Genomic DNA, 11,558 nt, shown 5'->3' with positions numbered 1-11,558 from the left:
CTAGGAGCGCTGCACCACCGCGGCGAACCCATCGACCGGATCACGGTGCTGTGGGAAGCCCAGCGGCGCGGTCTGCTCGCCGACAGCACGCTGACCACCGAACAGCTCACCGCCATCTGCGACGGCGACGGCGCCGGCAGCGCCGAGTGGCTCGCCGAACAGATCATGCGCTCCTCCGTCGCCCGTACGGCCGCCGCCTCCGCCCGCGCCATCCGCGCCCTGGCTGAGAACGAGACCCTGGCCCCCGGACGGCTCATTAGCCACGCCCTGCACGCGCTCGGGCCGCTCGACAACGTGCGCGCCCGCTGGCAGACCGCGAACGGCCACCCCGCTCCGGCGCCGCCCCCCGCGCCGCCGACCGAGGGGCCCCCGACGGCGCAGGTCCACGCCGCCCTCGCCCGCAGCACAGCGCGACCGGCCGCACGGCCCTCGGAATGCCCAGGCTCTGCCTCCACATCATCAGCCGCACGACCGCCCTCGCGCACCCACGGCTGAGCCGTCCTCACCCACCCACCAACCCAGCCCATCCGACCGTCCCCACCTTGGAACGCCCCGTGGACAACACCCCACTCTCCGACGCCCTGGCCCTGCGCGCCACGGCCTCCGCCTTCGACGCCCAGCGCGGCAAGCTGCCAGTGCCGGGAGACCCCCACCGCTCACCCGATGTCCTCGCCGTCGCACGCCAGATCTCCGAGCTCGGAAAGCTGGTCACCGATGGCGACGAGGTCCTCTTCCGTGCCGCCGACCAGGACCAGGCGCCCCACACCGCTCGCGTGATCACCAACTTCGCCGCCGCCGTCGAGCCTGCGGGCGAAGCGGCTTCCGCCCTGGGAGCGGTGGCCCACCAGCTCGCCTTCCTGAACCAGTCCGAGAGTCTGCGCGACCAGCCCGACGCCAGGGATGCCCGGAAGGCAGCAGTACGGGTGATGGAGGAAGCACTCGCCACCGCCGGCGCGGCACTGCACGACGGGGCCAACTCCCTGCACGCCGCATCGGCAACGGTTTCTCCCCCGTCCGCACGGCTCCAGGCTGCCCGCAGCCGGTCCGCGACCACCGCGCATTCTCCGGGTTCGCCGCTGCCCAACGTCACCACGGCGGTGGCGGCCCCCTCGGACCGAATCGCACGCGGCCGGTGACATGGAACCCACCACCGCGCGAATGCCGTTGATCGGCTCGCTCTGCTCGGGTTACGGCGGTCTGGACCTCGGGGTCCAGACGGCGCTCGGCGGCACCGTGGCCTGGCACGCCGAGATCAACCCCGACGCAGCGCGCATCCTGGCCCCGCACTGGCCCGGCGTGCCCAATCTGCAGGACATCACCGCCGTCGACTGGGCCGATGTGCCTCGGGTGTGCGTCCTGACGGCCGGTTTCCCCTGTCAAAGACGTCTCCGTCGCCGGGCGCCGCGCCGGACTCAACCCCCACACCCGCTCGGGGCTGTGGCTGCACGTCGCCCGTGCGGTCGAAGCCCTCCGCCCCTGCTTGGTGGTGATCGAGAATGTCCGAGGTCTCCTCACCTCGCCCGCCGGTTCCCCTGGCGACGTGGAATTCTGCCCGTGGCGTCTGGGAGACGACCCAACCCAGCGTCCTGTGCGGGCACTTGGTGCCGTACTCGCATCCCTGGCCGATATCCGGTACGACGCGAGGTGGCTCGTGCTTCGTGCCTCCGCCGTCGGAGCCCCCATCGTCGCGAGCGCACCTTCCTCGCCTGGCCCGTCGAGCACCCTGCTCAAGACCCCGACGAGCAACATCGGCAAGAACGGCGGCTCCCAGCACCCGTCGAAGAGGAAGAGCGGCGGCCACGGCCCGAACCTGGCCGACGAGGTGGAGTGGCTGCTGCCCACGCCGAAGGCGTCGGACGGGATCAAGGGCTCGCCGAACCAGCGGCACGGCAACGGGGACATGACGCTGCCGAGCGCGGCAGCGTCGCTGCTGCCCACTCCGAGGGCGAGCGACACCGGCACCCCGGGCCGCCGTCCGGGCAAGGGCTGGCGCCCTCCCCTGTCGGCGGTGGTCCTGCCGCTGTGGGCGGAGGCGGCCCCGGAAGCGGAGGGATCGACGGGCGATGGGGAGCGTACGCCTCCGCCATCGCCCGATGGGAGAACCTCACCCGCCCCGCGCCGCCGCCCACCGACGCCGCCGGACGCCTGCGCGCCGACTTCGTGGAGTGGATGCAGGGCCTGGCCCCCGGCTGGGTGACCGCCACTCCGGGACTCGGCCGACCGGCTCAGCTCACCGCGCTCGGCAACGGCGTGGTTCCCCAACAGGCCGCCCAAGCCGTGCAGTTGCTGGCACCTCCTTTCCCAGGCTGCCCCCGCTGCACCGCGCCGTAGCGCCCCATTACCCGGTTTCCCCGGCCGCGCCAAATCGCGGAATCTCCGCATCCTCTTGCCCATGCCGACCTGCGAAGGGAGCACCGCCGTGACCTCCAGAAGAGCGCGCCGCACGTCGGCCCCGCCCTGCTCGCTCACTCCCTTGGATCCGCCATGTCCGACCCCAGCAAGGCCACCCTCGAGCCCGAGCCGTTCCGCGTTCCCGACGGCGACCTCGACGATCTCGCCAGCACCCTCGCCAAGACCATGGCGGAGGTACGCCAGCACGGCGTCATCCTGGACCGTCTCGGCTCCGAGCCCGTCTCCACCCCTCAGCCCACCGCGGAAACCTCCACCGCAGGCGCTGCCAGCGCCGACAAGGCCGACGCCCCGGCATCGGTGTTCATCCTCGCCTTGGGCGGCGAGGCGTACGCCGTCGAGCTGGCCGCGCTCAGCGACTGGGTGAACTACCTGTTCCTGCCCGTCTACGGACGGGAGATCAGCGCCACCCGACCGTGGTGCGACCAGTGGCACGAGCACCCCGAGGCCGTTGCCCGGCTGCACGCGCTCTGGCTCGCGTGGCAGCAGCTCACCGACGCCGAGGCCAGCCTGTCCGGTCCCTCGACGTGGCACCGCGACCACCTCGACCAGGCCCTGGTTCATCTCCGTGCCCCCGACGGCCCCTTCGCCGCATGCACGACGAGCCCGACCCGGCCCAACCACCGCGTGCTGGCCACCCCGGCGCCCGAGCTGACGGGAGCCACCCGGTGACCGCCGAACTCGACTTCCGCCTTGACGACTTCGATCCCGCCGACGCCGCCTCCGAACTCGCCGAGAGCAGTCTCGGGGCCGGAGACCTGACCGTGCTGGCCGAGCACCACACCACCCCGGAGGGGACGCACAGCTACCTGGTCGCCCACGACGCGTCGATGACCTGGGGCGTCCCCGGTGAACCACAGCTCGTCGCCATCAAGATCACGCGGGACCTGCGCGAGCGCACGTTCACCTTCGAGACCGCGAACCACGCCAATCTGGCCTTCGCCCAGAACTGGCTGATCGAGCGCGGCTGCCCGCCCGAGCGGATCGCCCAGGCCAGCGGAGAATCCCTGAAGCCCGCCGACGATCTCACCCTCTGGATCGAGCAGCAGATCCGGGAGTCAGGCTCTCGCTACAAGGTCCTCGACAGCTGGACCTTGGACTTCGCCCCGTGCGAGACGTGGACGCTGACCCGTGACTCCAACGCCGCTCAGGCACCGATTCGTGTCTTCCTCGAAGAGGGAAACCCCGACGCCCACACGTACACGATGCGCGAGGGCGCCTTCTCCGACGAGGCCGCCGCCCGGCACTGGCTGGAAGACCGCAGCAGTCCGCTGCCGCAGCCGCCGGACTACCGCGGTGAGGCCGCCGCCCGGCTCACCCGCGCCGCCCTCACCCGGTCAGCGGGTGCCTCCGCGATCCCGAAAGCCGACCTCGACACGGGCAACGCGCCATCCGCAGGAACGGGTCTGCGCCCGAACCCTCGGAGCCCGATGTGAGCCGCGCCCGCTTCGCCTTCGCCGCCCACCCGGACGCCATCGCGGACCTGCGCCAACTCCCCGACGAAATCCGCGACCTGGCACTGCTGGAACTCCAGAACCTGGTCCACGGCAGCGACGACTGCCTGCCGCTGACCGGCCGCCTCGCGGGCTTCCACAAGGTCTACGTCGACCCGGCCGTCTCCTACCGAATGGTCATCCAGTTCCGCCCGGCCCCACCCACCTCGACCCACAATCGCGAGATCTACCTCGTCGCGGCCGATGCCCGGGAGGACTACGCGGTCTACCGCACGGCCCAGCTCCGCACCAACCGCACCGGCCTCAACCGGCCCGCCGACACCGACGCGGCGGCCGAGGCCCGAGTCCAGGCGGCCCGGTCCCGATCCCCCCACGCGTTCGACCCGACCGCGTCCCTCCCGGCCGCCGCACCGGCGGCAGCCAGCCCCGCCGCTCCCGCCGCCTCCCGAAAGGCCTCCATGCGATGACCGCCGACCGTGCGTCCCTCGACCGCACCGAACTGGCCGGGCTGCTCACCGACGCCGCGCAGAGCGTCTCGGAGGTCCTGACGACCGAGTACCCCACCTCCACCAGCCGCTCCTACCTGCATCCCGTCCTCGGCGCGCTGTCCGCCGGTCCCCGGGTGGTCTGCGAACTGAACGACCGGCTCGAAGAGTTCGTCGTCGAGGAGCCGCTGCCTTCCACCCCCGCCGGTCTGTTCACCCTGGCGTCCTACGCTTCCGCGCTCGGCCGGCTCACCGAGTCCCTCGCCGAGCTGACCGCCTCCGTGGACCAGATCTGCACGCGCATCGGCATCCCCGCCGAGCCGCCGGACCCGGCCTTCGTCGCGCCCTCGCCAACCGACCAGGACGACGGGTCCGACTTCGCGTTCAGCGCGCTGGAGTTGGCCGCCATCCGCACAGCCGCTGAGGCTGCCGACCTCAGCCCCGGCGACTACGTCGAAGTGCTCTCGCGATCCCTGCTCGCCGCCTCCCGAATCACCGACGCCTGCATGGAGGTCTCCAGCGGCCTGCTCGAAGACGCCGCGTACGTCCTCGGCGAGGCAACCGATCACGTCCGGCTCGGCGAGGGACCCGACAGCCTGCCCACTCTGGTGCGCTCCCTGCTCGCCCGGATGGACGCTGCCGAATGAACCCCCATGACATGGCGAAGCGGCCCGGCGCGCACCTGGTCACCGAGGAGTTCTGCGTCGAGGACCCCTTGGCGCTGAGCGACGACCATCCACCCCGCGACCCGCGTTCCCCCACCGGCATGACCGCCAAGCCCTCCCGCTCCCGCTGAAATCCCAGGAGGAAGACACCCATGTCCACCGTGATCTACACCCGCCACCTGGTCGAGCACCGGTACGGCCGCCCGTTGGAGGACCTCCAGCGCCACAGCGCGCATGGCGGTTCGGGAGATCCCGTTCTGCCGATCGTGCTGCGGCGGCTCGACGGCCTGGCCACGACGAACGCTCATGCCCGTGCCGCGCGCCGCAATCTCGACGCGGCCTGGCAGCGCTGCCGCTCCGGCGGACACGCCCTCGACGACCTCGTGCTGCGGTACGCGGCCGAAGTCGTGGACCTCGAACGCCGGGAGCAGTCGGAAGCCGAGGCGGTCTGGGACTTGCTGGACGTCCGCCTCCTCCTGGACCAGCCTGCCGCCCGCCGGCCTTCGGCCGCCCGGCGAACCGGCCCCGCGCCGGGCGATGAGGACCTCATAGCCGTAGCCCGAGAGGTCGCCGCCCTTCTGCCCCGGCTGAACCGCGAAGCCTTGCGCCAGGGCCTGCGCGTCCGCGGCATCCACGTCAGCAACCGCCGCCTCGGCACGGTGCTCCAGCGTCTCCGCGCCGAGCGCGACCTTCACTGATCCGCACCCGGCCGTTCGATTCACCCTTCGTCCTAACGGAGTTACCGCCATGTCCGCCCCCGCACAACCCGCAACCTCCCAGATCGGCTTCGTCGACGCCCGGCGCGTCGAGGAGGCGCTGTCCCTGATAGCGCCGAAGTGGACCACCTCGTCGGCACAGACCCCGGCCCAGCAGGGCGGCCCCATGCGTGTGCGTGATGTCGCCGCCCGCCTCCCCTTCGTCAGCGAGCAGCTCGTCGGCAAGCGGCTGGCCCTGATGCACGATGACGGGCTGGTGATCCGAGCCGGTGATCGCCACGGGAGCCCGTACCAGCTCAGTGGGTTCGGCAACGCACTGTCCTCGGTACACCGGGCGCTGTCCGACTGGTCCCACGCGCACCTGCCGCTCGGCAAGATGGCCGCTGCCGAGCGCGTCGAGGACGCCGTGCGCCGACTGCACCTTCGCCACTCGACCGCCGTGATCCAGGTCCTCGACGCGGGCGGGCCCATGCGGTTCGTCCACATCGCCGAACAGGCAGGACTGGACAACGGCTTCACCCGGCAGCGCCTGATCCGGCTTCAGCTCGACGGCCTGGTCACCCGCACCGGACCGCGCCACGGCGATCCGTACGTCCTGACCGCAGCCGGGCGGGCGCTGGGCCCGGTCTACGCAGCCGTCGAGCACTGGAGCAACCCCGTCGCCGCACCGCGTCCCGCCCCTGTCCGGGTCGCGGCGGCCACGCGCACCCACACGGGCATCCCGCCGGGGTCGGACGGCATCCGGACCGCAGCCGCCCTGCGTCGCAGCACCGCCGCGTCACTGCCCGGTCCGCCCCCTCTCCTGGCCGGTGATCCGCATGGCGTCCAACACCAGATCCCCCTCACCTCCGCCCTCGTGCCCGCATGCAGCCGAGCAGTCCGCTCCCGGTCGCACGCGGGCCCGTTCCCCACCTCCTCCAGGAGCCGTTCCCGTGATTGCGACTTCCCCTCCGGGCGACCTCCCGCCCGACACCGATCTGCTGGTCCACCCCGTCTATCTCGCCGGGCGCGGCGACACCGCCACCGTCTACGAAGCCCTGTGCGACGCCCGGGGCTGGGGCAAGGCGACCACCGCCACGCCTGATGTTCACCAGCCCGCGCCAGGGCGCGCAGGTGGCCTACCTGCCCGAGAGCTGGTACGGCGGATGGAAGGCCGTCCAGTACCGCGAGCCACTCGGCACACCTCTCTGGTGGGCCACCTTCAGCAGGAACACCCCGGCAGAGATCACCTCTGCTTTCACCACCGCACTCGCCGAGGGCCTGCCCAGCAACCATAGCGACTTCCTGCACGGCGACCCCCACCACCGGCCCAGCAGCCCCGCCGGGGCGTTGGCCGACCGCAGGTGGCAGACCGACGACACCGCCATGTACCTCTACCAGCATTCCCCAGACGGCCACGCCTATTTCGCTCTACGCAAGGGCCACCTCGACGACTACATGGAGCTGGAGGGCGAAGGGCCGGCCCAGTGGACGATGTACGGCTGCGTGGACCACGTCAACGGCGAACGCTGGCACGCCGACTTCACCAGCGCCACCCCGCTCTACCTGGTACGGGAGGCCGTGATCGCGCTCAGCAGCACCCAGCCCGTCGAGCGTCCTCTGTCGGGCATCCCCGAGCGGAATCTGCCGTACGTCACCGTCACGCCCGTCGGCGCGGACACCGACCAGCGCCGCTCGGCCGCGCTCGCCCGCACGCCCCACACACCGCAGGCCGGAGCGACTCCGCCCATTTCCTCGGTCGCCAGCCTGCCCGCGCCCGGCCCCTCACGCCGCCGCTGACCACGCCCTTGGAGGAGCCGTGCCGTACGACCCGAACGAGCAGTGGCGCGAGTACCACGTCACCCCGCGATACCTGGCCGGATCGACCTTCACCGGCGATCCCGCCCTCCAGCCCCTCCTCGACGCGGGCTGGAAACTGAATCACGACGAGATGGGCAACGCGTACGTCAACGCACCCGACCAGACGGTCCGCCTGGGCTACCTGCCCGAAGGCGACGACGACGCGCTGTGGAAGATCACGGCGTACTCCGACCCTTTCGCGATGCCCCGCTGGCTCGTCACCTTCCAGGACAGCACCCCCACCGAGATCGTCCAGGGCTTCACCACCGCGCTCGCCGCCGCCTACGTTGAGGGCCCCGACTCCCACCTCTACTACGGCAACAGCGAGCTGGCGGCCCTCGACGTCGGCACACCTCTTGCGGCAGCAGGCTGGAGCCACCGCTACGGCACGGCCGACATCTCCTTCCATCCCCGGACGGCCTGGCCGAGGTCCACCTGCGCCGCAACCGCCTCGACCACGCCGCCGAGATGACGAAGAACGCTGGCTGATGCTGGCCGGACCACCCGGGAACCAGTGGTACGCCACCGCCTCGTCCTTCACCCCGGAGGGCCTCGTGGCCGCGATGAACACCGCCCTCACCGACCCGGCACCGGTCATCCGCTACGGCGACGACCTGCGCCGCCTTCCCCCACAGGCCGCCGCAACCCCAGTGAGGCCGCCGGTGCCGACGCCGCTGGACGTACGCCGCGCCCAGGCTGCCAACGCCCGCTCCACCGTGGCGCTCTCGCCTGCCGGCGCGCGGCCGTTCATCCCGGCACCGCGCCCGCCGTCAGCTCCGCAGGTCCCGCGCCCAGGGCACAGCCGCTGACCACCGTTCCCGTTCCCCTTCTCGCCCCCCCGGAGCCACCCGTGTCCGACGCCACTGCCCTCGAACAGGCCGACGCGATGATCAAGAAAGCCTGGGGCCGCCCCATCGACGTGCTGGAGAACCTCGCGGTCCGCCGCCCTGTCGAGGACCCGCTCCTCCGCTCAGCAATGCATATCCGATCGAGCCTCGTCGTCTCGAACAACGCCGTCGCCGTCCACCAGGACCGCTTGCACGCCCTCACCCGGCCCGGCCATGTGCCGGCCTTCTACGACCTGGAGCGGATCACCAGCTCGGCGGTGGACCTGCGCGTCGCGCAGGCCGAGAGCCGCATCGCCCTGCAGGCGATCAGCCACGTGATCGAGGCCCGCGAAGCCGCTGTGACCGCGGACCGGGAACCGTCGCTCCGCCTGGCCCAGGCCGCTGTCGCCCGCTCCGCGCACGCGCCGCGTGCCCTCGGCCAACCACCGGACCAGCCCGCCCCGTCGGCCGCTGTCGGCCCCACGGTGGCCATGACCGGGCCCCGACGGTAACCGGTCAGCGGGAGTCTTCGTCGCGATTGGCCACGCCGAACCGGGAGCCCATCGCGCGGGCCAGCTCCACCAACGTCAGCTCGACGCGCCGCCCGTCCGCGATCCGACGCTCCACCACGGCTTCCTTGTCACGCCGCCTCCCGGCCTGGGTGCCCACGGCCCACTGGCCGTCGGCCACCATCGCGATGTCGCCCACCGTCCACGGCCGCCCCGCGCTGCGGATCTTGCGCTCCAGCCCGGCACCGCCCCCGTGTCTGCTCGACTCCGCCACGCCTCTCCCTTCTGCTCTGTACGGCCCTGCGCCGCAACCGGGTTACGACAACCGGCCGCGCCGATCCATTCCCGGCCCGCCGGCCCTCTCACCCCCGGCGGCCAGTTCGCCCACGGCAGACCTCACCTTCCCGGAAACGACTACGTGCTTCGGCACACCGCATGTCAACGTACGGACGTCGGGAAAACCGCAGGTCAACGAAGGAACCACCCACTCGTGAACGCCTCCAGCACCCTCCTGCCAGCCGTCGTCCGCCCCGCCGTGGAGGAACGTGCCTGGCTCTCCAGCGACCACTGCGCGAGCCCGGTACTCGAACTGCTCGGCGCACTCGGCTGGGCGATCGTCGACACCCCGGAAGCCAACGTGCACTGCACCAGCCCGGACGGCCGCGTCTACGTCGGCTGGCTCCCCGAGGACACCACCGCCTGGAAGCGCGGCATCGTCTGGCAGGTCCGGGTCCGCCCCTCCGACGCCAAGCCCTGGATCCAGGAGTTCGGCCTCGACACTCCCTCCGAGGCCGTGGCCGGTTTCCTCGCCGCGCTCATCGCCGAACTTCCCCGGACCTCTCAGTAGCGACCGCCAGACCGCCGCACTGTCGTCCGCCCCGACCTCGCGAAGGAGTCACCGTGGCCCGCATGCTCGGTGCTACCCGCCCCAACTACCGCCGGACCTGCCGATACGCCCGGAAAGGCTGCACTTGCTACCTCTACCCCTACACCACCGGATCGAAGGCGAAGGTCCTGCGCCGCCGCGCACAACAGCAAGCGGAGAAGCGACGACTCCGCACCTCCTGACCTCGTCAAGCAAGCCCCCACCAGCGGAGACCTGCTCCACCTCGACGCCTGGTGACTATCCACCAGCCGCACCGCTTCACCCCCTATCTCGCTCTCGGAGATCTCCCGTGCCCCAGTGCCTGACCGTCGGCCACCTACTCCGCCAACTTCAGAACCTCGACCCCGACCTGCCGATCCGCCTGGCCGTCAACCCCGACTGGCCCTTCGCCCACTACCTCGGCACCGACGTCGTCGTGGGCGACGGCATGGCGTTCATCGCCGAAAACGGCCAAGAGGGCTACCTCCCGGCATCGGTCCGCAACGCCCTCGCCTGGACCTGACCCGCCGTACGGACCCGTCCAGCAGGCCCCGATCTCACCGCGACCCCACCCTTCCACCGCGCACCCGCTGCACGCCCTCGCCGTGCGGCCCATGCCGCCGGGAGTGCGCGGCGCACTGGTCCAGCGCATCTCCGCGCTCCCGGAGGGACCGCTCGACGTCTCCTGGCTCCCGGCGGGCACCCCTGAACTCCCGCTCGGCCGTATCCGCCTGCACTGGGACCCGCCTCCCGCGCGGGCTGGGACGTCACCGCCCACCTCGGCCTGGCCACCACCGAGGTCCTCCTCGCCTCCTCCAGCGCGATCACATCGACGAGCTCACCGACGAACTTTCCGGGGTGTTCGACTCTTCACCCCGACTGGCGCACCGCGTCGCCGGCCTGGAGAAGAACATCGCCGTCTTTCGCAGCACCTACTGGCGACAACACCTCACCGCCCATGGCCCGGCGAACGATCTGCTGCTCGCCTTCCAGAACCAGCACCGGCTACCCGCCCGCTTCAACGAGATCCTCGCCGAAGCCGCCGACTACAGCAGGCTCGTACAGACACAGGAAAGCCAGCAGATCAGCGCAGCCCTGGGCGTCCTCACCATCCTCGGCCTGCCCCTCGGCACCGCTCTCAGCATCCTGCAAGTCCTCGGCGACGGCTCCGTGACACACCTGCTCATCGCACTCGCCCTGTCCGTCGCCGCCACAACGGCAGTCCTGACGACACGGTACGGGCGCCTGGTCCTGTCGTCACTCCGAGGCGGTGAGAGGAAGACGTAGCGCACCACAGCACGCGCACACCCTCGGCAGGCAGCGACGGACACCTCCGCTCGTCGACCGCCGCGACGCATACGGTGCCCGTCATGGATGCGGAACCTGGAAAGCGGCGCTCCCCCGGCTCCCACCAAGAACCAGGCCATGATCTATGGCCCGATCAGATCAGAGCCCACCGCTCATGGGATAGGTCGCTGGGGTACGACTCATGCGCACTCACTCCGCCAGTCCAACACGCTCTGGCTCACCCACCAGCGGATTCCACCCAATCCCGCACGTTCAGGCGATGAGAACGCGGTCATATAGTCGTGAATCACTCTCGGAGGCCTCTTCCCCTGGCCCAGTGCGGGTCGTCCGGGCCGCGTAAGGGGAATGCTCTACCTGTCCACGGCGCTTGGTTCCAGCCAATCTCGTTCTGTCGCGAAGCCGATGCTCCCGGCCTCAGCGCCCCTTTCCCCAGGGGGCACGGCTGAGCTCTACGCCGTACACCACCGTGGACGGTCCGGTC

General features: G+C 71.3%; 18 protein-coding genes and 3 pseudogenes. 20 read left to right on the top strand and 1 reads right to left on the bottom strand.

The window, feature by feature from the left end:
* The 16 genes and pseudogenes from VXC91_RS26955 to VXC91_RS26880 all read left to right on the top strand — a co-directional run.
* Positions 1 to 495: pseudogene (locus VXC91_RS26955) on the top strand (DnaB-like helicase N-terminal domain-containing protein); the annotation flags it as partial.
* Between the two features lie 59 nt (positions 496 to 554).
* Positions 555 to 1,136 (top strand): hypothetical protein, encoded by a 582-nt coding sequence (locus tag VXC91_RS26950; protein ID WP_329509931.1) that lies wholly within the window; start codon positions 555 to 557, stop codon positions 1,134 to 1,136.
* 1 nt (position 1,137) lies between these two features.
* A pseudogene (locus tag VXC91_RS26945) lies at positions 1,138 to 1,320 on the top strand (DNA cytosine methyltransferase); the annotation flags it as partial.
* A 115-nt stretch (positions 1,321 to 1,435) separates the two neighbouring features.
* Positions 1,436 to 1,621: pseudogene (locus VXC91_RS26940) on the top strand (DNA cytosine methyltransferase); the annotation flags it as partial.
* Positions 1,622 to 1,651: 30 nt separating this feature from the next.
* Positions 1,652 to 2,197 (top strand): hypothetical protein, encoded by a 546-nt coding sequence (locus VXC91_RS26935; protein ID WP_329509930.1) that lies wholly within the window; start codon positions 1,652 to 1,654, stop codon positions 2,195 to 2,197.
* Between the two features lie 287 nt (positions 2,198 to 2,484).
* The gene (locus VXC91_RS26930; protein ID WP_329509929.1) at positions 2,485 to 3,081 is read left to right on the top strand and encodes a DUF4913 domain-containing protein; all 597 of its coding nucleotides are present in this window, start codon (positions 2,485 to 2,487) and stop codon (positions 3,079 to 3,081) included.
* On the top strand, positions 3,078 to 3,845 hold the full coding sequence (locus VXC91_RS26925; RefSeq protein WP_329509928.1) for a glycosyl hydrolase: 768 nt from the start codon (positions 3,078 to 3,080) through the stop codon (positions 3,843 to 3,845). The genes VXC91_RS26930 and VXC91_RS26925 overlap by 4 nt, the downstream gene beginning before the upstream one ends.
* On the top strand, positions 3,842 to 4,330 hold the full coding sequence (locus tag VXC91_RS26920; protein ID WP_329509927.1) for a hypothetical protein: 489 nt from the start codon (positions 3,842 to 3,844) through the stop codon (positions 4,328 to 4,330). The genes VXC91_RS26925 and VXC91_RS26920 overlap by 4 nt, the downstream gene beginning before the upstream one ends.
* Entirely contained in the window at positions 4,327 to 4,995 is a 669-nt protein-coding gene (locus VXC91_RS26915; protein ID WP_329509926.1) for a hypothetical protein, read from the top strand. Before VXC91_RS26920 ends, VXC91_RS26915 begins: the two co-directional genes overlap by 4 nt.
* Positions 4,992 to 5,144: a hypothetical protein gene (locus VXC91_RS26910; RefSeq protein ID WP_329509925.1), complete on the top strand. Its 153-nt coding sequence runs from the start codon at positions 4,992 to 4,994 to the stop codon at positions 5,142 to 5,144. The genes VXC91_RS26915 and VXC91_RS26910 overlap by 4 nt, the downstream gene beginning before the upstream one ends.
* A 21-nt stretch (positions 5,145 to 5,165) precedes the next feature.
* A complete protein-coding gene (locus VXC91_RS26905; RefSeq protein ID WP_329509924.1) occupies positions 5,166 to 5,711 on the top strand; it encodes a hypothetical protein in 546 nt (181 codons plus the stop codon).
* A 49-nt stretch (positions 5,712 to 5,760) separates the two neighbouring features.
* On the top strand, positions 5,761 to 6,813 hold the full coding sequence (locus tag VXC91_RS26900) for a winged helix-turn-helix transcriptional regulator (RefSeq protein WP_329509923.1): 1,053 nt from the start codon (positions 5,761 to 5,763) through the stop codon (positions 6,811 to 6,813).
* Entirely contained in the window at positions 6,813 to 7,508 is a 696-nt protein-coding gene (locus VXC91_RS26895) for a DUF317 domain-containing protein (protein ID WP_329509922.1), read from the top strand. Before VXC91_RS26900 ends, VXC91_RS26895 begins: the two co-directional genes overlap by 1 nt.
* A 19-nt stretch (positions 7,509 to 7,527) precedes the next feature.
* Positions 7,528 to 8,040, top strand: a complete 513-nt coding sequence (locus VXC91_RS26890) for a DUF317 domain-containing protein (protein WP_329509921.1) — start codon at positions 7,528 to 7,530, stop codon at positions 8,038 to 8,040.
* Positions 8,041 to 8,056: 16 nt separating this feature from the next.
* Complete coding sequence (locus VXC91_RS26885; protein ID WP_329509920.1) at positions 8,057 to 8,377, top strand: DUF317 domain-containing protein; 321 nt, start codon at positions 8,057 to 8,059, stop codon at positions 8,375 to 8,377.
* Positions 8,378 to 8,418: 41 nt separating this feature from the next.
* Positions 8,419 to 8,907: a hypothetical protein gene (locus VXC91_RS26880; RefSeq protein ID WP_329509919.1), complete on the top strand. Its 489-nt coding sequence runs from the start codon at positions 8,419 to 8,421 to the stop codon at positions 8,905 to 8,907.
* Between the two features lie 4 nt (positions 8,908 to 8,911).
* Here VXC91_RS26880 and VXC91_RS26875 read toward each other — a convergent pair whose 3' ends face one another.
* On the bottom strand, positions 8,912 to 9,178 hold the full coding sequence (locus VXC91_RS26875) for a hypothetical protein (RefSeq protein WP_329509918.1): 267 nt from the start codon (positions 9,176 to 9,178) through the stop codon (positions 8,912 to 8,914).
* A gap of 216 nt (positions 9,179 to 9,394) precedes the next feature.
* On the opposite strand from VXC91_RS26875, the gene VXC91_RS26870 reads away from it, so the two are divergent.
* The 4 genes from VXC91_RS26870 (at position 9,395) to VXC91_RS26855 (ending at position 11,056) form a co-directional block, all read left to right on the top strand.
* Complete coding sequence (locus VXC91_RS26870; RefSeq protein WP_329509917.1) at positions 9,395 to 9,751, top strand: DUF317 domain-containing protein; 357 nt, start codon at positions 9,395 to 9,397, stop codon at positions 9,749 to 9,751.
* Between the two features lie 53 nt (positions 9,752 to 9,804).
* Positions 9,805 to 9,972 (top strand): hypothetical protein, encoded by a 168-nt coding sequence (locus VXC91_RS26865; protein WP_329509916.1) that lies wholly within the window; start codon positions 9,805 to 9,807, stop codon positions 9,970 to 9,972.
* A gap of 107 nt (positions 9,973 to 10,079) precedes the next feature.
* Positions 10,080 to 10,292 carry a hypothetical protein gene (locus tag VXC91_RS26860; RefSeq protein WP_329509915.1) on the top strand — a complete coding sequence of 71 codons (213 nt, stop codon included), beginning with the start codon at positions 10,080 to 10,082 and terminating at the stop codon, positions 10,290 to 10,292.
* 335 nt (positions 10,293 to 10,627) lie between these two features.
* Entirely contained in the window at positions 10,628 to 11,056 is a 429-nt protein-coding gene (locus VXC91_RS26855) for a hypothetical protein (RefSeq protein ID WP_329509914.1), read from the top strand.
* Positions 11,057 to 11,558: the final 502 nt, after the last annotated feature.

The organism is Streptomyces chiangmaiensis (genome assembly GCF_036281785.1).
Classification (GTDB): domain Bacteria; phylum Actinomycetota; class Actinomycetes; order Streptomycetales; family Streptomycetaceae; genus Streptomyces; species Streptomyces chiangmaiensis.
This window is presented reverse-complemented; position numbering and strand designations above follow the sequence as displayed.